Raw genomic sequence first — 18,951 nt, 5'->3', positions numbered from 1 at the left:
CCCCATGCGTTTTCAACCAGGACACTACTGCTAAGCTTATCCACAATTGCTGGGACAAAAATCAGCAATCCGTCCTGGGTCATTTTTCAATCGGCAGGGTGGGTCAGTTTTCAATCAGCGCCAACAGCATTGCCGCTCTCTAGCTGTCTGACGATCTGCCGCTCAAGCTCAAGCTCAAGCTCAGGCAGCCCCCCACGGATTACCCTCGCGTCACCGGTTGCCTTAACCGATACAGTGGCCACACCTGCGCCGTCAACTAGGCACGCGATATCCGGACTGCGCCCTGATGCCAAATACTCCGCCAGCGGAGAGTCTGCCAGCTTTTCAACCGCTCGGCTGAGCTCTCTAGCGCCGCGTATCACATCGCCTATTTGAGGTGACAATGCAACCGAGCCAATAGATTGAATAACGGCCTGGAAAGAGACCTGCACTTCCGGCTTTAGCATGTGCCTAATGGCTGTGCCTACCATCGTCTTCTGGAGCGCGGCGATCTGTTGCACTACTGGGGACTTGAGAAACGCCCCTATCATTTCAGTGGTTTGTGGCGTCAGCAAATGACTCACGAGTTCGCGCTGGAACTCACCACTCTCCACCATAGCCCGCCGCTGTTCCAGTACCGTTGGCTTGCTATTCGGTTGCTGTTCCATTCGAATCTCCCTGGTGCGTCTGGCCACACCGGCTGCGGATTTGGTCCACCGCTTCAGCCATGAGGGTTGAACTGCTGACTTTCAATAAACGCCGGCCGATTTACAAACGCTATGGTTGTCGTTATTTCTGAGCTTCCAGCTTCACCAGAAAGTCTCGAATGTTGTTCTGCACGGCACGATTGACTGACTCTTTAGCACGAACGATACCGGCGAAGGCGTAGCCAGGCGGGACGACCCCTTTGGTGGTTATCGTTTCTTCCAGCAAGGTTTCGCCCGTTTTTCGGTTTACCAGCAGGTACTTTGCCGAAGTATCGGTGACCATGGTCACTCCAGCTGCCGGCGCATCCAGCTCCTGGATTTTGATGAAGAGATTTACTTTTTTTGTCGACTCGTCGTCGAACACTGAGCTTTTGTTAACGGCTTCTACCACTGCTCTTTCCCAGAGCACGGGTACCACCCCGTGAGGCAGGTGCGGATGCGGTCGAGGTAGCTGATTACGCCGGCGGTGCCGTTGAGTTGGCGAAAGATCAGCGTTAGGCGCAGCACCACGTTGCGGGCTTGAAAGGTCGCATCGGTACTCTCCGAGACGCCAAAGGTGGACTTGCCATAGGCGAGCAAGACGGCACCGCGTGGGTGGTTGAGGCGGTACTGCAGCGGGTTTTCGGGGAACAGCTCGACCATCAGTTCGTGGCCGACGTCGTGCTGCAGTTTGGCGAGCACCGCGTCCATCAGGTGCTCGGTTTGGGTTTTAGGGATCACCTGGGGCATCAGTAGCGTTCCCACGTGTCGGCGCTGAACTGTTGAGGGCGTGAGCGCACGCGGATCTCGCCCGGTTCTGGCGCGGCGTGGCCGGTGGGCAGGCCTAAAGTGACAACGCCGTCGCGAATGTTTTCCAGCAGTTTGAGGGTGTCTTTGCGGCTGTCTTTTACCGCATCGGGCAATGCGCCTTCGGGGCGGCGTTGATACAGCCAGTGCCGCGCCAGGTAGACCACGGCATCACGCAACATGGTGGGCACTGGGTCGAGTGGCAGGTGGTAGCGCCCGCGCAGGTACCCCTGGGTGATGTGCTGGCCTTGGCGTGGGCGGCGGGATTTGACGTTGACCGGACCGCTGGCGACTTCGAGCGTGGCGAAGTTGGCCAAGGCGCCTGCGCCAGCGAAGTCGCCGTGGCGGTAGAGGTCGGGGTCTTTGAGGTCTTGTTTGCGGGCTTTGACGATCATGGGGATGCCGTCGACGGTTTCGATGGCGCGGATGTCCTGGTGCAGGGCGTCGTCTTTGGGCAGCGTGACGGTGCCGTCTTCGAACAGTTGCACGAATTTGGGCATCCAGGCGCCGTACCAGGTGCGGGTGATTTTTACTTGTTGGATGCGGTTGTGGCCGAACTCGTCGGCGGTGTCTTCGGCGAGTGTTTCGCCACTGCCGGTGGCGTCGAGTGCGGCACCGACAAAACGCGGCAGCCGGCGCAGGATGTAGAACAGGATCTGCTGCTGTTGCCGGGTGGGCACTTTGTGCATCTCGACCACGAACGGCACGTCGCGATGCCGCGCCTGGTCGACGGACATCGGGCAGATGATGGAGAAGTCCCGGTGCCGGGCGTAGTCCATGCCGAGGAAGTGGCGCAGCTGGGGGTTTAGCGGCTGTAGCCATTGCGCCAGGTAGCGCTCGATCCAGTCGTTGACGTAGGCCTCACGCCGGTACACCGGCTGTTGCGTAAAGTCCTCGTCCAAGGCCAGGCGCAGGACGGTGCGACCGGGGCGCATGGCTTCGTCGATCCAGACGCCGGGGATGCAGACGCCGTTGCCGTCGCGGGGGATGGCGTCGAGTTCTTCGCGCATTTGCGCTTTGCGCGGGCCGTAGGCGTTGCGGATTTGTTTGTACCAAGCTTCCTTGCCTTCTGGCGTGGCGACTTTGCCGGCCATGAAGCACACCCGCTCATACAAACCGTTGGCGACGGCGTCGTCGAAGGTGGCGCGGAAGACCTGGGCGCTGCTGCCGTAGCGCTGGTCGCGAATGTCGCTGACCATTTGGTTGAAGGCGTTGGCCTTGCCGTTGTGGGTGCTGATGATGACGATGCGGCCGCCCCAGATGAGCAGCGCCGTGGCGGCGTCGAGTACGGCGGAGACGTCGCGGTGAAAGGCTGCCTCGTCGATGATGACTTTGCCTTGCAGGCCGCGCACGCCGGCCGGGTTGCTGGACAGTGCGACGATTTTGAAACCCGAGGCGTAGCGGATGCGGTAGGCATTGATCTGGCGAGTGTTGCCGGCGTCGTCCTGGTCTTGGAACAGGAATTCTTCGATCTGACTTACGCCCGAGGCCTGGGCTTCGGCGATGACGCGGCTGAACTTGGCGCAGTAGCCGATGAATTCCAGGCCCTTTTCTTTGGTGTCGCCAATGTAGAAGCAGTCCATGCCGCCGGCGATCTTTTGCGAGGCGGCGGTGATGACCGAGTCGAGTGCTTCGGCGAAGGTGATGCCGGTGCGGCGGCCTTTTTCACAGAGTTTGATGTGCGTATCGATGGCCAACCAATCGGATTGGTGGGCCATGAGGATGCCTTCGAGGAGTGGGTTGTAGCCTTCGGGGATCTGGCGGACGCTGGGCGGCAGTTCGTCCCATTCGATGACGCGCAGTGTGCTGGATGAGGGTTTCATGGTTTGACGCCGAGGAATTTCTGGCGCCAGAACAGGGCCTGATCTTCTGTCATGCCTTGGGCTTTGACGGCGTTGTCGAGTTCGGCGGCTTGTTCTTGGAGCAGGCGTTCGCGGGTGGCTTTTTCGATGGCCTGGCGTTCTTTGACGCTGAGGGTTCGGGCTTCCATGGTGGCTTTGGCGGCGCGGGCCAAGGCGGAGACTTCGGCGATGGTGACGTCGTCTTTTTCGTGGGCGCCCATGGCGGCCTGGTAGGTCAGGGTTGAGATGGCTTCGACCAACAGGACGCCGGTTTTGTCTGAGGCGTCTTCGCCGAACGCGCCAACGAAGGCTTCGGCCATTTCGCGTTGCTGGCGGGCTTTGTCGATGAGTTCGTCGAAGCCCACTTTGAAGCGGCCCAAGGCGCTGCGGCTGGGGGCTTTTTCGTTGGGGAAGCGACCTTGGATGTCGGCGAGCATGTCGTCGAGGGTCAGACGGTCTTCGCGCAAGAGCTTTTGGATGTAGGCCTTGACCACCGATGGCAGACGATTGATGGAGGATTTACCGGCCATGGTCAGGCCCCCGGCCGTTTGATGCCAGGCACGCGGGCGCGGCCTGCGGCGATGTCTTGGCCGCGTTCGGTGAGGGTGGCGACGAGTACGGGGCCTACGTCGGCGAGGGTCATGGCGCCTTGTTCGGCGAGCCAGTGCAGTTCGGTTTTGACTTGGTCGCGGCTGGCGGTGTGGCCGAAGTTGTCGAGGGCGGTGTTGAGCACGGAGCTGTTGGCGCGGTAGCCGGGCATTTCGACCATTAGCCGCAGGATGACCAGGCGCATGTCTTGGCGTAGGAAGTCGGCGTAGTGGGTCATGTTTTTTCTCGCAGCAGGTAGTCGTTGATGCGGTCGAGCGATCGGGCTAAGGGGCCGAGGGCGTCTTTGACGCCGGACAGTTCGGCGCGTACGGCTTTCATGTCGCCCAATAGGTCGGTGACGGCGGTTGGGTCTGGCAGGTGCCGGATGTGTTCTTCGAGGGCGACGATGCGGGTGCGCAGTTCGAGCAGTTCCTGGGCGCTGGCGGCCTGGCGTTTGGTCATGAAGGTGTAGGCGCCCAGTACGGTGAGGATCAGCCACTGGACGGTCTGGAAGCCGAAGTTGAGGTCGTTCAGGTTCATTCAACACCGCCTGTGGGTTTGCGGTTTAGCGCAGGGCTGGTTGGTCGGGGCCTTGTTTGATCAGGCGTGCGACGAACAGGAGGATGGCCAGTGCGCTGTTGAGGGCGGCGTAGGCTTTGGGTGACAGTTGGGGTTGCCAGAGGGGCAACAGGTCCAGTTGGGCGAGCGCGACCAGGGCGATGACCAGGCTGATCTGAATGCTGTAGAGCCTGTGGCTGCGGCGCCAGTTGTTGATCAGTGGCATGCGGTGGCTCCCATGGTCTGGCCGTGGGTGGTGCCGCGTTCGATGCCGGCCAGTGCCAGGCCTTCGGCGATGATGGCGTCGCCGTACCAGCGACCACCTGGCAACGGAGCTGCACGTGCCCAGCGGTTGAAACACGGAACGACCAAACTGGACGTGGCCGGCTTCAAGCAAGGCTTTGAATGCTCGGCTGTGAGCAGCCAGTTCAGGGAGTTGGTTGGTCTTGAGTAGGTGTATGCCTTCAGCCATGGCGCTGTCCAGTTGCGACAGGTAGTGGGTTGCACTGGCCAGGGCTTCTGTACTGGCGATGGTGTGCAAGGCTGTGGGAGGTGCTGCTTCGGATACGAGGGTTTGTGAGGGTTCGGTCGGTTCGGGTTTACTCGGTAGGAACCCGTAGACCATGAGGACTGCGATGAGACACCAGCCGACGATCAGTGTGGTTTTTTCGGCGGTGTGCCGCTCTTTCCAAGGCGTGGTCTGTTTTTTCTCGGTCATTAAAACTTCCTTTTAGGGTGTCTTTGGTCGTCCTTGACCGTGTACTCGGCGGCGTTTACAGCGCTGTCTGCCGCCTTTTTATTTGTGTGAGGTCATGATCATAAATGCAAAGAAGCCAAAGACGCCTGTCAGACCTACGGCCCAAGGTTTTAACGTTTCAGGCAGAAAATCTCTGACGAAAAAGCTCAGCACGGCGATGCCTACGCAGGTGACGCAGATCTTCAACATTTGTAGGTTGTTTCGATCTTTGCGCACCTGTTCTTTTTCGTGTTCAGCGACTTCGTCATGGCGGTGCAGGTTGTAATCGCAGTGCATGCACAGTTGGGTGTAGCGCCAGGTGCCACGGTGACATTGCGGGCATTCTCGGGTGCGATCGCTGCCTTCTGGTGGGGGTTCTTTGGCGGTCTTTATGTCAAAGATCTGGTGGCCGAGGTTGATGTGCCCCCGGTTGCCTTTGATTTTGATGGTGAGTTCGTGATCTTTTCCATCCCTGGGGAGATTTTCGATTTCCTCAGAAAGCCTGGCTGACAGATTTTTTACCAGGTCTTCGTCCTCGCTTGGCATACAACTCCTTTTCTATTTAGCGATTTACTACCAACTTCAATATTCGCTCAACGCGTGGTTCATCAAACCCTTGATCTTCACCTAGCGCGTTGTAGACCTCTGCGGCCACTTCGGCCAATTTTTTGGACGGCCAGCGCCGACCGGCTTGTTTGGCTGCCGCTTCTAACATTTCGATGATTCGACCGAGCTTTTCGCTGTCGATGGGGCCCCATGCAGCGGCTGGCGGCGTGACGGCGATTTTTTGCCCGGTGATGATGAAGTACAGGTCGGCGCCGCCTTTGGCGATGGCGGCCAGGTAGTTGAGTTTCGGCCCTTGAGCCGTAGCGCGATCAGCCGGGCTTTACGTGGTTATAAGTTGCACCCCGAGCAGCTGTTGCAAGATGCACCGGCGGTGTCGCTGGCGAGTCAGCATCCTAATCATGTTTGGCAGATTGATGCGTCGATTTCGACGCAGTTTTATCTGGCTGATGACGGCGCTCGGGTGATGAATAAGGCTGAGTTCTATGACGGTAAGCCGGCCAATCTGAAGAAGATCGAGCGCCAGCGGCTGTGGCGCTATGTGATCACGGACCACACGAGCGGCACGCTGTATGTGGAGTATGTGTTGGGCGCGGAGTCGGCTGAGAACCTGTGCAGTGTGTTGATTAATGCGATGCAGAAGCGCTGTGAGTCTGACCCTTTTCATGGAGTGCCTTGGGTGTTGATGACGGACCCTGGGGCGGCGATGACGAGTGGGATTTTCAGAAATTTATGCCGTGTTTTGTCGATTGATTTGATTATCAATCGGGTCGGTAATGCGCGGGCGAAGGGTCAGGTTGAACAGGCGCATAACCTTGTTGAGCGGGAGTTTGAAAGTGCTTTGAAGTTTCAGGCGGCGAATAGTCTGGAGCAGATTAATGCGTGGGCTGGCCAGTGGATGCGGTATTTCAATGCGACGTCTATTCATACCCGCACGCGGCGAACTCGGTATGGGGTTTGGCAGTTGATTACGCAGGAGCAGTTGCGTCTGGCACCGGGTGTTGAGGTGTGTCGCGAGTTGGCGGTGAGTACGCCGGAAAACCGCAAGGTGAGCAATTTGCTGAGGGTTTCGTTCCGGGGCGCGCAGTTTGATGTGAGTTCGGTGCCGGGGGTGATGGTGGGTGAACAGCTGCTGATTACTCGCAATTGCTGGCGGGATAAGGATTCGGCGATTGCGGTGTTGGTGGGTGATGACGGGCGTGAGCGGTTTCACGTGATTGAGCGCGTCGGGGTGGATGCGTTTGGGTTTGCCGAGACGGCTGCGATGATCGGTGAGCAGTTCAAACGTCATGCCGAAACGCCGGCCCAGGTGTCGCGCAAGGTGTTGGAGCAAATTGCGACTGGCACGACGAGTAAGGCCGATGCGCTGGCTGCTCGTAAGGCGAAGGCCGTGCCGTTCGGTGGGCTGATTGATCCGCATAAACATGTGAACGATACGGTGCTGCCGGCTTATCTGCCACGGCGCGGCACTACCTTGAATGTTAATGCGCCGTCCGTTGAGTGTGTGCCTCTGAGTCATGTTGAGGCTGCGAAGTTGTTACGTCCGCGGCTTGGTCAACTTTGGACGGCGCAGACATTTGGCTGGTTGCAGGAGCGTTTTCCCGAAGGTGTTCCTGAGGAGCAACTGGACGCCGTTGAGGCTGAGTTGAAACGACCTGTTGAGGTCCCGCGCAATCCGTTCGGCCTGGTTCGGTCGTCGGGTGGAGGTGAGTGATGTTGAAGCTTAAGAAAATTTTGCAGGCGGTGGGCCGGCCTCAAGCGGCGTTGGCGGTGTCGTTGCGTGTGAGCGGGGCCACGGTTGCGCAGTTGGTGAATCACGGGCTGTGGCCGCGCCGCCAGAACAGAGACGAGCTGCAAGCGCGCATTCGTGTGTTTTTGACGGAGTCTGGCGCCAATGACGCCGCTATTGCGAATGCGTTTGATGATGTGGACCCGTCGTGCGCTAACACGGCAGGTTCGGCCCTTTTGATTGAGCCGTCCGGGGAGGACGATCTGATGTTACTGCCCAAGCAGGCGTTGCAGGCAACGACTCGTAAGGCTTTTGGTTTGTTTCGTGATCCGTTTGATGAGTTGCAGTGTGCCCAGGATATGTGGGTGAGCCCGGATATTCGGTATGTGCGTGAGGTGATGTATCAGACGGCGCGTCATGGTGGGTTTTTGGCGGTTGAGGGGGAATCGGGGGCCGGTAAGAGCACGCTTCGCCGGGATTTGGTGAATCGTCTTGCTGAGAATAATGACCCGGTGATTGTCATTGAGCCTTATGTGTTGGCGTCTGAGGATAACGATGCCAAGGGTAAGTCGCTGAAGAGCACGCATATTGCGGAGTCGATGATGTCGGCGGTGGCGCCGTTGGCTAAGCCTAAGAGCAGTCCTGAGGCGCGGTTCGCTCAGTTGCATAAGGCGTTGAAGGAGTCGCATGCGGCCGGGTATCGCCATTGTTTGGTGATTGAGGAGGCGCATAGTTTGCCGGTGCCGACACTCAAGCACTTGAAGCGGATTCTAGAGTTGGAGGTCGGGTTCACGAAGTTGGTGAGCATCATCATGATTGGCCAACCTGAGCTGGGGGTGAAGCTGAGTGAGCGCAACGCGGATGTGCGTGAGGTGGTGCAGCGGTGTGAGCGGGTGATGCTGATGCCGGTTGAGGATTCACGATTGGCGGAGTTTTTGACCTTCCGGTTTGATCGGGTGGGTAAGGCGTTGGGGGATGTCATGGATGAGGGGGCGGTTCAGGCGGTTGCTGCGAGGTTGTCTCAACCAACACGCCATGGGGGGCGGGATGGGACTGTTTCGTTGCTTTATCCGTTGGCGATCGGGAATTTGGTGATTGCGGCGATGAATCTGGCGGTTCAGCTGGGTGTGCCGAGGGTGACTGCTGATGTGGTTAAGGGGGTTTGATATGGATGCTCTGAATCTGGTGGGTGCATCGGTGGGTGAGCCGTTGAGTATTTTGACTGAGGCGTTTCCGGCGAGGCTTTCCGCTTTTAATGAGTTGACTCGCGAAATCCGTGAGGCCGGTATTTCGATCAGGCTTTTGGTGCTGTTGGACAATAAGATTTTTATCGAAGAGGACAGTGTCGAGCTGTTTATGGAGCGGTTCGGGTATAAGTTGCGGGGGATTCGCTATGTGCCTGCGGGGCAATTTACCTGTAACACCGTGACGGTTCGGGGTGTTGATGTAGCTTGGTTTTCGTTGGTGAAGGAGCAGGATTTATGAGTCTGGCCCTGCTGCGGTGGTGGATGTATGAGTGACTTCCGAAGCAAGGGGCCGGAGCTGCTGGTTGATCTGACTGAACACGTTGCGGCTTCGCTGAAGGAGTTGGTGTCGATGGATGAGGGTTCTGCTCGCCATGTGGCCCAGGAGGTCGCCGATCGTATGGCGGCGCATTGGGGTGGGCAGAATGTGTATTTTCCGATGGGACTGGCGGGTAAGTTGAGTCGGCGGGATCGGCTGATCTACGAGGAGTTCAACGGCACCAATCAAAGCGACCTGGCGCGTAAGTGGGGGGTGTCGCTTCAGTGGATTTATAAGATTGTGAAGGCGGTGCGTAAGGATGAGATTGCGCGTCGCCAGTTCGATATGTTTGCCCCGTCAGGTGATGACTGAACGGGGCTTTTTCTATTGCGTGGGGTGCAAGGCTATTGCACGGGGTGTCCCGATTTGTGCCAGCCTATACCGGAATGGACCGGAGTTATCTCGCTTACTCGTTGGGATTTATCTCAGACCTGAACAAGCAGACGTCGGCAAACTATCTGGCCGATATCCTCGGCCTGCCCGCCCCCGCCCCCTTCGGCCCGATGCTGATCGTCAAGCTCGACAACGGCGTATCGCTGGACTTCTACGACAACGACCCGCCGATCGCCTCGCAGCACTATGCGTTTTTGATCGGTGACGACGAGTTCGATGCGGCCTTCGCTCGCCTGCAAGCGCGCAAGCAATCCTGGTGGGCCGATCCCGGCAAACAACGACCGAAGGAGATCAACGACTACGGCGGCGGCCGGCGGGTTTACTTCGATGACCCGGACGGGCATCTGCTGGAGATTCTGACCCGTGCCTAAGCGACGACTGCATCCTTGGCCACCAGGCGCTGCATCATTGCGCATTGCATGATGATGGTCATGAGGTTGCGCAGGTCGTGGGACACCACCGCCACCAACTCATCGCGGACCCTGACCGCTTCGGGCGGTTACGACAGTGTGTCGAGGCAATACCCGGCTGCGAGGGTTTGATATTCGGCGATAAGCGCGTACACGTACCCCCTCTTGCTTGTCGATCACGGGGGAAGTGCCGACAGGTCATTCGTGGGCGAATGAGGGCTGGCTTTCCACCGTAGCACCTATACGACACAGGAGGTGGTTTGTAGAGCCGGGCGGGATCAGAACGCCAGTTTGTACCCGATCAGGACCAGCATTGTGGCCAGGCAAGGACGCAGCACTTCATCGGAGATGCGGCCAGTCAAATGACTGCCCAGGTAAATACCCGGCAGCGACCCAACCAGCAAATAGCCCAGCACGTGCCAATCCATATTGCCCATGCTCGCGTGGCCAAGACCTGCGACCAGGGTCAGCGGTACGGCGTGAGCGATTTCAGTCCCGACGAGGCGGCGGGTGGGCAGCAGCGGATAGAGAATGAACAGCGCGACGGTCCCCAGGGCACCAGCACCGATGGAGGTCAGAGCGACCATGGTACCGAGCACCAGGCCGGTGATCACGGTCAGGACATTCAACCGCGCGCCACTGGGGTTGTAGTGACCGCCAGCGCGTTTGTGGGCGAAATCAAGCAAGCGTTTCTTGAAGAAAATCGCCAGCGCCGTGGCAAACAGCACGAAGCCCAATGCCTGCTTGATGACGGCGTTCATTGCGTCCGGGGAGGTGTGCAGCGTGCTCAGAAACCACAACGTCATTGCGACCGCCGGCACACTGCCGAGGGTCAGCCAACCGGTGATTGCCCAATCGATATTCTTGTTTTTCCTGTGAACCAGCACACCACTGGATTTGGTGATGGCGGCGTACAACAAGTCAGTGCCCACCGCAGTTGCCGGATTGATGCCGAACCACAGCAGAATCGGCGTCATCAGCGACCCGCCGCCGACACCGGTCATGCCAACGATAAAACCGACCACTAGCCCGGCAACGACCAACCCGAAGTTAACAAAATCCATTAATCCGTCCACAAAGACCGCAGGAAAAATCTGGCCCGCAGCATAGCGATTTTTCTTATAACCACTTATATCGATGCGAACTATCGTTATGCCTGAAATGCCGGTCTTTTGCGGGAGCGGGCTTGCTCGCGAAAGCGCTCGACATTCAACAGTGTTGCTGGCTGAAACGCCTCTTCGCGAGCAAGCCCGTTCCCACAGTAGATCGACCGGGTCAATGCAATCGGCGGCCTGGTTTGAAACTGTGGTGACGGTTAATCCACACCGTGGCAAATGCGATCAGCGACAGGATCAACAATGCCCACGGAAACGACATCGCTCCGGCCTGATCCAGCAACAATCCGCCAAACAGGCCGCCACCGGCGATGGCCACGTTCCAGGAGGTGGTGAGCATGGCTTGCACGACGTCGACGTTTTCCCCCGCCGAGTCGGCCGCTGCCGTCAGCAACAAGGTCGCCGAGCCACCGAACGAAAGTCCCCACACCGCCATGCAGGCATAAACCACCCACGGCGACGACATCGCCAGGGCTAACACCAGTGCTGTCAGCGCAAAAACAGCCAGGCAGATCAACGTCAACCGCCGCAACCAGTGGTCGACCAGCAGGCCAATGATCCAGATCCCCGCCAACGAGCTGATGCCGAAGACCAACAGCACCAGATCGACACGCTCGCCCAAACCGGATTGCATCAGGAACGGCGCAATGTAGGTGTAAAGAATGTTGTGGCCGAGCATCCACGTCAGAACGACAAAGAGCACCGGTCGTACGCCGGGCATGCGAAACACCCTGGCCAGCGGCAGGCGTTCGGTGTCGGCCTGCCCCGGTTTGTCCGGCACGGCGATCAAGATCCACGCCGCCAGCACCAGCGCCAGGGCCGACATGATGCCGAACGAGGCACGCCAGCCAATCACGTTACCCAGCAACGTTCCCGCCGGAGTGCCCAGCGACAGGGCAACCGGCGTCCCGAGCATCGCAATCGCCAGTGCCCGACCTTGCAGATGAACCGGCACCAGGCGCCGCGCGTACCCGGCCAGGATGCCCCAGGCCAATCCCGCCGCCATGCCTGCCAGAAACCGTGATACCAGGGTCAGGCCGTAATGGGTGGAAAACGTGGTGATGGTGTTGAACAGCACAAATCCACAAACCGTCATCAATAGAACCCGACGCCGGCGCCAGCTCCGGGTGGCAACCGTAAGCGGGATCGCCGCCACGATAGAACCCAGGGCATAGAGGGTGACGAGTTGGCCGGCCAGCACTTCGCTCACGTTCAAACCGGCGCCGATTTGCGGCAACAGGCCGGCGGGCAGGGTTTCGGTGAGGACGGCGATAAACCCGGTCATGGCGAAGGCCAACAACGCGGCGTAGGGCAATTTCTCGGTGCCGGTCGCGCGTTGAATCAGCCCGCGTTCGCCGGTGGCGTGGTCAGTCATGACGTGTGCGACTCCCTTTTCAATCAATGCAGGCGGCGGATTGTATACAACTTTTCGCAAACGCCACTCTATATGACCCGAATCATTGCACCGGCAAGAAATTCAAAAACAACAAACTCTGGGCGTAATTCAAGCCGATCCGGCGGTAGCGCTCATCCAGCATCTGCGTCAACAGGTCCAGTCGCGCCACGACCTTGCCGAATTCAACGGCAAAACTCAGGTTACTGCCCTCCTCCGAGATTTCGTTGGAGAACAGCAACGGCCCGCCACTCTTGTTTTGCCGCTGGCTGAGTATCCAGGTGGCTTTCTCGATGTTGCGGGCCGCGTTGCTGACGAATGTCGGGTTGATCGCATCCGTCATGTAGAACTCCAGACGATTGCCGTGGGCCGTGACCAGCATGCTGCCGATGGCATAAATGAAGGCGCCGACCCGGTCGCCGAGAAACTCCGGGCTCATGGCATAACTCAGCGCTGCCAGGTCTTTTTTGCCGCCCAGGATTGGCAGTGGCTGTTGCTGTTCGATGGCCAGGCGTACTTGCTTTACCGCGGTGCGGGCATCGAGGAAACCGGATTTTTTCAGCTCGTCGGGGTTGCGCAGGTAGAGCTTGCTCATCAGCAAATAGAGGCTGTCGAGGTTGTCACGCATTGCCAGGGTCGCCATGCGGTCGACGCTGGTCTGGAGGAATTCCTGGGGTCTGCCTTCACGGAACTGGCTGACGATGTCGCTGCCCTGTTGCTGGCTGCAGCCAGTGGCAAAGAGCATCGACAGGCTGGCCAGCAGCAGGCAGTAGCGACGAATTGGCGAGGTGATGAGGGGTAAAACTCGGGCCATGGATTCTTGGACTTGGGCATTTGCCTGCGGTGGGGATCGCCGCAGGCTGGCCAAGGATAGAACCGCGAAACCGGGAAAAGTGCAGTGCCGACGGTCCGTAAACGCAGCCCAGCGGAAACGCGAATATCTAATTAGTAATACTTTATTGTTGCAACGCGCCAAACATAAGCTATAAATCCTCACTCAATCCAATAAAGTCAAACTATTAGTCCGACTACTTCATACAAAACAACAAAAAAAGGAAGGTCAACCATGCTTCGATCCCGATACCCACTCTGCGGCCTCGGACTGTCCCTGATGATCGCCACCCTCCCCGTTCACGCGGCCGGCCTGGCCAGCGAACACAAAGCCTTCGGCAAGACCAATGACGGCACGCCCGTCGAACAATATGTGCTGCGCAACAGCCATGGCCTGCAAGCTACCGTCATCACCTACGGTGGCATTCTGCAGTCGCTGAAGGTGCCGGACAAAAACGGCAAAATCGAAGACATCGTGCTCGGTTTCGACGACGTGCAGGGCTACCAAAGTGGCACGGCGTACTTCGGTGCAACCATCGGGCGCTTCGGTAATCGCCTGGCCAACGGTGCGTTCGAGCTGGACGGCAAGCGTTATCAGGTGCCGCTCAACGACGGGCCAAATTCGCTGCACGGCGGCCCGCAGGGTTTTGACAAACATGTCTGGAAAGCCGAACCGAGCAAAGGCAAGGACTCGGTGGGCGTGACGCTGACGTATGTGTCGGCGGACGGTGAAATGGGCTTTCCCGGCAACCTGAAAACCGAAGTCACCTACAGCCTCAACGACAACAACGAACTGCGCATCGAGTACAAGGCTTCCACCGACAAACCCACGGTGCTGAACCTGACCAATCACAGCTATTTCAATCTGGCCGGCGCGGGCAACGGTGATGTGCTCAAACAGATGGCGACCTTGCACGCCACTCACTACACACCGGTCAACGGCAAGCTGATCCCGACCGGTGAACTGGCCCCGGTGGCCGGCACGCCGATGGACTTCACGCAGCCGACCGCCATCGGTAAAAACATCAAGGCTGATCATCCGCAATTGAAATTCGCCGAGCCGAAACAGGGCGGCTTCGATTTCAACTGGGCGCTGGATGCCAAGGGCGATGTGAGCAAACTCGCCGCCGATGTCAGCGATCCGCAGTCCGGCCGCCGGTTGCAGCTCTACACCACTGAGCCCGGCGTGCAGTTCTATACCAGTAACTTCCTCGATGGCACGGTCAAGGGCAAGGCTGGCAAGGTTTATCCGCACTGGGGCGCATTTACGCTGGAGACCCAGCATTACCCCGATTCGCCGAACCAGCCGAACTTCCCTTCGACGCGACTGGATCCGGGCAAGGTGTACACCCAGAGCACCGTGCTGAAGTTCTCCGCCAAGTAGCCGCTACCGAGCCTGCGAGGCTGCGTTCGGCTGCGCAGCCGTCGTAAAGCAAATACCGCGATGTATCAGGCTAACCGCATGTGCAGGATTTGCGAGGACTCCGGTCGAGCGCGCCCCCGGCTCGAACGCAGCCTCGCAGGCTCGGCAGTTGCTACGTGCGAGGGAACCAGCGGGCTATTCTGCTGCCAACCGTAGTATTCAGCGAGTGATGCGAAAGGAGGAGTGAATGCGTTCTATCGAGTTGGCCGGCGTCAAAGTACCGGTCATCGGCCAAGGCACCTGGCGCATGGGCGAAGATCGCTCACGACACACCCAGGAAGTCGCGGCGCTGCGCCAGGGAATCGAACTGGGCATGACGCTGATCGACACCGCGGAAATGTACGCCGAAGGTGGTGCCGAGGAAGTGGTGGGTGACGCCATTGCGGGGCTGCGCGATAACGTCTTTCTGGTCAGCAAGGTCTACCCGCACAACGCTGGCCGCAAAGGCATCCCCCAGGCTTGCGAGCGCAGCCTGCGGCGGTTGAATACCGATTACATCGATCTGTACCTGCTGCATTGGCGCGGCCAGTATCCCCTGGAAGAAACCGTCGAAGCCTTCGAGCGCCTGCGTGAAGAAGGCAAGATTGGCCGTTGGGGCGTGTCCAATTTCGACCTCGACGACATGCACGAACTGGACTCACCGGCCTGCGCCACCAATCAGGTGCTCTACAACCTGGAGGAGCGCGGCATCGAATTCGATCTGCTGCCCTGGTGCCAACAGCAACGGCTGCCATTGATGGCCTACTGTCCGATCGGCCAGGGTGGGCATATGCTGGTCAATTCAACGCTTAAACAAGTGGCCGCCCGCCACGACAAGACGCCCGCGCAGGTAGCGCTGGCATGGATTGTTCGTCAGGAAGGAGTGATCGCCATCCCCAAGGCGGTCCGACCCGAGCATGTGAGGCTCAATGCGCAAGCGGCGCAGTTGCATCTGGAGGCTGGGGATCTGGAGGCGCTGGACCAGGCTTTTCACGCGCCACATCGAAAGCAGCGGTTGGCCATGGTCTGAGCCATCGCAGCTCCGTCAGAGGGCTGCTGCATGAGAAGCACTGATCCGCTGGACAGCTTTAATCTGCAACGCTTTATCCAGGCACAGGACCCGGTGTTCGAACGGGTCCAGGCCGAGTTGAACGCCGGTCACAAGAGCAGTCACTGGATGTGGTTCATCTTTCCGCAATTTGCCGGGTTGGGCGGCAGCGAGATGTCCCGCCGTTTTGCCATCCGAACCAAAGAAGAAGCCACGGCGTACCTCAATCATCCGCTGCTGGGTTCACGATTGCGCACCTGCACGCAGCTGGTGCTGAAGATCGAAAAGAGCTCGGTTGCAGGCATATTCGGCCATCCCGACGATCTCAAGTTTCATTCATCCATGACGCTGTTCGCCCAGGTAGCCGGCGTCGACAGCGATTTTCATCGAGCACTGGACAAGTATTTCCATGGCATACCGGATGGCTGGACGCTGTCACTGCTGGATTCAAAACAGGCCCAACTGCCCACCAATCAACGTTGAAAAGTCGTCGTCCACGAAGGGCAGAATGGCGTCCGCCACCGGTTGCAGTTGCCGGGTGACGTAGTGGTCGTAGTCGATGGGCGCGCTGCGGATTTCCAGCGGCTCCGGCCCGGCCACGGTGATCACGTAACTGATCCAGCCACCGTTCTGGTATTGCCGCGGACGACCCTGCTGGTCGTTGTATTCATCGGCAATCCGCGCGGCTCGCACGTGAGGCGGCACGTTGCGCTGATAGTCATCGAGGGTGCGGCGCAGGCGCTTGCGGTAGATCAGGCGGTCATCGAACTCACCGGCCAAGGTCTTGCGCACATAGTCGCGCACGTAATCCTGATAGGGTTTGCGATTGAAGATGCGCAGGTACAACTCTTGCTGAAATTGTCGCGCCAGCGGCGACCAGTCGGTGCGTACGGTTTCCAGGCCTTTGTAGACCATTTCGTCGGTGCCATCGGCGCGCGTCACCAGCCCGGCATAACGCTTTTTGCTGCCCTCCTCGGCACCGCGAATGGTCGGCATCAGAAAGCGCTTGTAGTGGGTTTCGAACTGCAACTCCAGGGCACTTTCCAACCCGTATTCCTGCTGCACATGTTCACGCCACCACTGGTTGACGTGATCCACCAGCGCGTGGCCGATCTGCGCGGCTTCCTGCTGACCGTGAGCACGGCGCAGCCAGACGAAGGTTGAGTCGGTGTCGCCGTAAATCACCGTGTGGCCCTGGGCTTCGATCAGCTGTCGCGTACGCAGCATGATCTCGTGGCCGCGCAGCGTGATGGACGACGCCAGGCGTGTATCGAAAAAGCGGCAGCCGCTGGACCCGAGCACGCCGTAGAACGCATTCATGATGATCTTCAGGGCCTGGGACAGCGGCGCGTTGTGTTCGCGCTTGGCGGTTTCGCGGCCTTCGGCAACCCGAGAAACAATGGCTGGCAGGCAATGCCGGGTTCTTGAAAAGCGTGCGCCACGAAAGCCCGGCACCGACTCGCTGTCATCGGGATGTTCAAGCCCCTCGATCAACCCCACCGGGTCGATAAGGAAGGTACGGATGATCGATGGATAGAGGCTTTTGTAGTCGAGCACCAGCACCGATTCGTACAGCCCCGGTTGCGAGTCCATGACAAAACCGCCGGGGCTGGCTTGCGCGGGCTTGCCGCCGAGATTGGGCGCGACGAAACCCTGGCGGTGCATCAGCGGCATGTAAAGGTGAGTGAACGCCGCCACCGAGCCACCGCTGCGGTCGGCCGGCAACCCGGTGACGCTGGCGCGTTCCAGCAAAAAGGTCAGCAGTTCGGTCTTGGCGAAAATCCGCGTGACCAGTTCGCAGTCCTTGAGGTTGTACTTGGCCAGCGCCGGTTTGTCCTCGGCGAACATACGGTTGATTTCGTCCATGCGCTGGTACGGATTGTCGATCGACTTGCCCTCGCCGAGCAGGGTTTGCGCGACGTTTTCCAGGCTGAATGACGGAAAACTCCACGTCGCCGAGCGCAGGGATTCGATGCCGTCGATGATCAATCGGCCGGCCGCCGAGGCGAAGTAATGGTTACGGCTCCCGTGTTCGCGCCACTGCATTTCCTCGCCGCCACGCCCCAGTTTCAGCGGCACCGCCAGGCGCCGGGCGTGTTCGTGGAGCACGCGCAGGTCGAACTGCACGACGTTCCAACCGATGATTGCGTCGGGGTCGTGGCGGGCGAACCACTCGTTGAGTCTTTTCAGCAGCAGGGTTCGGGAGTCGCAGTATTCGAGCTGGAAATCCACCTCGCTGTCGTCGCCATTGGGCGGGCCGAGCATGTAAACCTGACGCTCGCCGCAGCCTTCCAGGGCGATGGAGTACAACTCGCCTTGAGCGGTGGTTTCGATGTCCAGGGAGACCAGTTTGAGGTTCGGCCGGTAATCGGGGTCAGGTTTCATCTGCGCATCTAGCAGCATGCCCTCGGCATTCGGTGTGCCACCAAAGATGACCGGAGCGGTGATGAAGCGCTCCATCATGTAGCGTTCCGGCGGGCGCACGTCAGCTTCGAACATGTCGACGCCGGCCTTGCGCAGCGCAGTTTCCAGGCGCATCAACTGCCCGTGCTGCTGGCAATACAGGCCGAGCACCGGGCGGTGCTCGAAATCCAGCAATGCCAACGGCCGCCATTCGACGTTTTTTTCGCCGCGCAGCAGCGCTTCAGCCTGCTCGCGCTGGGCTGCGGGGATGAACGCCACCGACGGTTGATGAGGCAGGCGGATTCGTTGGGGACCGGTATCGGTCGCCAGCCAGAACTCGACTTCCGTACCCGCCGGGGTATCGCGCCAATGCCGGGTCAGGACGAAGCCCCGCTGTAAATCCACCACTGCAACCTCAAGATTTGATTCAGGTGGCAATTCTACGCGTCATTGCGCGACGGCGTGGGTACATCCGGGGCGCGATCCGGATCGAAATAACCCCCCGTCATTGGCACCTCATTCGTTCTAAAGCGCCCTTCTGACCTGTCAGATCTGACAGGTTACGCACCTCACCTGCGTTGGATAGTATCAACCCAGCGAAAAACTGTTTGCCCAGTACGGATGCAAAAAATCGAAGGAGATCGGGCGATGAATCTCACCGTGCATCAGCGCACCCCCTCACTTGGCGTCATTGACGGTCGAGGCCTGCCGATTCGCCAGGTTGAGTATCTGCGCAAGGTCGCCGGTGGCCCGGTGGAAACGCTCATCACCCGACAACTTTATGACGTCGCGGGCAGGCTGATAGAGCAATGGGATCCACGTCTGTTCGAGCATGCCCCAAAGCCCAATCTGGCGACTGTTCATGGGCTGTCCGGCCACCCCGTCAAGGTCGACAGCGTCGATAG

22 protein-coding genes are annotated in these 18,951 nt (G+C 59.1%); 9 read left to right on the top strand and 13 right to left on the bottom strand.

Going from position 1 to position 18,951, the window contains the following annotated elements; translation table 11 throughout:
* Positions 1 to 110: 110 nt before the first annotated feature.
* The 9 genes from FQ185_RS30310 to FQ185_RS29630 form a co-directional block, all read right to left on the bottom strand.
* A complete protein-coding gene (locus FQ185_RS30310) occupies positions 111 to 647 on the bottom strand; it encodes a hypothetical protein (protein WP_178113625.1) in 537 nt (178 codons plus the stop codon).
* Between the two features lie 121 nt (positions 648 to 768).
* Positions 769 to 1,077 (bottom strand): UDP-N-acetylglucosamine acyltransferase, encoded by a 309-nt coding sequence (locus tag FQ185_RS29670; RefSeq protein ID WP_149420541.1) that lies wholly within the window; start codon positions 1,075 to 1,077, stop codon positions 769 to 771.
* Positions 1,071 to 1,415 (bottom strand): Gp37 family protein, encoded by a 345-nt coding sequence (locus FQ185_RS29665; protein WP_149420540.1) that lies wholly within the window; start codon positions 1,413 to 1,415, stop codon positions 1,071 to 1,073. The genes FQ185_RS29670 and FQ185_RS29665 overlap by 7 nt, the downstream gene beginning before the upstream one ends.
* Positions 1,415 to 3,295 carry a phage protein Gp36 family protein gene (locus tag FQ185_RS30815; protein WP_149420539.1) on the bottom strand — a complete coding sequence of 627 codons (1,881 nt, stop codon included), beginning with the start codon at positions 3,293 to 3,295 and terminating at the stop codon, positions 1,415 to 1,417. Before FQ185_RS30815 ends, FQ185_RS29665 begins: the two co-directional genes overlap by 1 nt.
* Positions 3,292 to 3,843 (bottom strand): phage protein Gp27 family protein, encoded by a 552-nt coding sequence (locus FQ185_RS29655; protein ID WP_149420538.1) that lies wholly within the window; start codon positions 3,841 to 3,843, stop codon positions 3,292 to 3,294. Before FQ185_RS29655 ends, FQ185_RS30815 begins: the two co-directional genes overlap by 4 nt.
* Before the next feature lie 2 nt (positions 3,844 to 3,845).
* A complete protein-coding gene (locus FQ185_RS29650; protein ID WP_149420537.1) occupies positions 3,846 to 4,139 on the bottom strand; it encodes an ArsR family transcriptional regulator in 294 nt (97 codons plus the stop codon).
* Positions 4,136 to 4,441, bottom strand: a complete 306-nt coding sequence (locus FQ185_RS29645) for a DUF2730 domain-containing protein (protein WP_149420536.1) — start codon at positions 4,439 to 4,441, stop codon at positions 4,136 to 4,138. Before FQ185_RS29645 ends, FQ185_RS29650 begins: the two co-directional genes overlap by 4 nt.
* A 25-nt stretch (positions 4,442 to 4,466) precedes the next feature.
* Complete coding sequence (locus tag FQ185_RS30810; RefSeq protein ID WP_256730522.1) at positions 4,467 to 5,177, bottom strand: hypothetical protein; 711 nt, start codon at positions 5,175 to 5,177, stop codon at positions 4,467 to 4,469.
* Positions 5,178 to 5,255: 78 nt separating this feature from the next.
* Positions 5,256 to 5,741 (bottom strand): hypothetical protein, encoded by a 486-nt coding sequence (locus FQ185_RS29630; RefSeq protein WP_149420534.1) that lies wholly within the window; start codon positions 5,739 to 5,741, stop codon positions 5,256 to 5,258.
* Between the two features lie 241 nt (positions 5,742 to 5,982).
* Here FQ185_RS29630 and FQ185_RS29625 point away from each other — a divergent pair, with 241 nt between their 5' ends.
* The 5 genes from FQ185_RS29625 (at position 5,983) to FQ185_RS29605 (ending at position 9,815) form a co-directional block, all read left to right on the top strand.
* Positions 5,983 to 7,473: an integrase gene (locus tag FQ185_RS29625; RefSeq protein ID WP_256730521.1), complete on the top strand. Its 1,491-nt coding sequence runs from the start codon at positions 5,983 to 5,985 to the stop codon at positions 7,471 to 7,473.
* Positions 7,473 to 8,654 carry an ExeA family protein gene (locus tag FQ185_RS29620; protein ID WP_149420533.1) on the top strand — a complete coding sequence of 394 codons (1,182 nt, stop codon included), beginning with the start codon at positions 7,473 to 7,475 and terminating at the stop codon, positions 8,652 to 8,654. The genes FQ185_RS29625 and FQ185_RS29620 overlap by 1 nt, the downstream gene beginning before the upstream one ends.
* Position 8,655: 1 nt before the next feature.
* The gene (locus FQ185_RS29615) at positions 8,656 to 8,973 is read left to right on the top strand and encodes a hypothetical protein (protein WP_149420532.1); all 318 of its coding nucleotides are present in this window, start codon (positions 8,656 to 8,658) and stop codon (positions 8,971 to 8,973) included.
* 27 nt (positions 8,974 to 9,000) lie between these two features.
* A complete protein-coding gene (locus tag FQ185_RS29610) occupies positions 9,001 to 9,363 on the top strand; it encodes a Mor transcription activator family protein (protein WP_149420531.1) in 363 nt (120 codons plus the stop codon).
* Between the two features lie 74 nt (positions 9,364 to 9,437).
* On the top strand, positions 9,438 to 9,815 hold the full coding sequence (locus tag FQ185_RS29605; protein WP_149420544.1) for a VOC family protein: 378 nt from the start codon (positions 9,438 to 9,440) through the stop codon (positions 9,813 to 9,815).
* 317 nt (positions 9,816 to 10,132) lie between these two features.
* Here the strand turns inward: FQ185_RS29605 and FQ185_RS29600 are convergent, their stop codons facing one another.
* The 3 genes from FQ185_RS29600 to FQ185_RS29590 all read right to left on the bottom strand — a co-directional run bounded on the left by FQ185_RS29600 (position 10,133) and on the right by FQ185_RS29590 (position 13,176).
* Positions 10,133 to 10,918 carry a sulfite exporter TauE/SafE family protein gene (locus FQ185_RS29600; RefSeq protein WP_149420530.1) on the bottom strand — a complete coding sequence of 262 codons (786 nt, stop codon included), beginning with the start codon at positions 10,916 to 10,918 and terminating at the stop codon, positions 10,133 to 10,135.
* A 211-nt stretch (positions 10,919 to 11,129) separates the two neighbouring features.
* On the bottom strand, positions 11,130 to 12,344 hold the full coding sequence (locus tag FQ185_RS29595) for an MFS transporter (RefSeq protein ID WP_149420529.1): 1,215 nt from the start codon (positions 12,342 to 12,344) through the stop codon (positions 11,130 to 11,132).
* Positions 12,345 to 12,426: 82 nt separating this feature from the next.
* A complete protein-coding gene (locus FQ185_RS29590; RefSeq protein ID WP_149420528.1) occupies positions 12,427 to 13,176 on the bottom strand; it encodes a hypothetical protein in 750 nt (249 codons plus the stop codon).
* A 252-nt stretch (positions 13,177 to 13,428) separates the two neighbouring features.
* Here FQ185_RS29590 and FQ185_RS29585 point away from each other — a divergent pair, with 252 nt between their 5' ends.
* The 3 genes from FQ185_RS29585 to FQ185_RS29575 all read left to right on the top strand — a co-directional run bounded on the left by FQ185_RS29585 (position 13,429) and on the right by FQ185_RS29575 (position 16,126).
* The gene (locus FQ185_RS29585; RefSeq protein ID WP_149420527.1) at positions 13,429 to 14,577 is read left to right on the top strand and encodes an aldose epimerase family protein; all 1,149 of its coding nucleotides are present in this window, start codon (positions 13,429 to 13,431) and stop codon (positions 14,575 to 14,577) included.
* A 226-nt stretch (positions 14,578 to 14,803) separates the two neighbouring features.
* The gene (locus FQ185_RS29580) at positions 14,804 to 15,625 is read left to right on the top strand and encodes an aldo/keto reductase (protein WP_149420526.1); all 822 of its coding nucleotides are present in this window, start codon (positions 14,804 to 14,806) and stop codon (positions 15,623 to 15,625) included.
* Positions 15,626 to 15,655: 30 nt separating this feature from the next.
* Positions 15,656 to 16,126: a DUF1810 domain-containing protein gene (locus FQ185_RS29575; RefSeq protein ID WP_149420525.1), complete on the top strand. Its 471-nt coding sequence runs from the start codon at positions 15,656 to 15,658 to the stop codon at positions 16,124 to 16,126.
* Here FQ185_RS29575 and FQ185_RS29570 read toward each other — a convergent pair.
* Entirely contained in the window at positions 16,091 to 18,451 is a 2,361-nt protein-coding gene (locus FQ185_RS29570) for a DNA polymerase II (RefSeq protein ID WP_178113626.1), read from the bottom strand. The genes FQ185_RS29575 and FQ185_RS29570 overlap by 36 nt on opposite strands.
* A 243-nt stretch (positions 18,452 to 18,694) precedes the next feature.
* Between FQ185_RS29570 and FQ185_RS29565 the strand changes: the two genes are divergently transcribed.
* The coding region (locus tag FQ185_RS29565; RefSeq protein WP_149420524.1) for a hypothetical protein at positions 18,695 to 18,951 on the top strand (257 nt) is incomplete at its 3' end.

The sequence above is a fragment of the Pseudomonas sp. ANT_H12B genome (assembly GCF_008369325.1).
Taxonomy (GTDB): domain Bacteria; phylum Pseudomonadota; class Gammaproteobacteria; order Pseudomonadales; family Pseudomonadaceae; genus Aquipseudomonas.
This window is presented reverse-complemented; position numbering and strand designations above follow the sequence as displayed.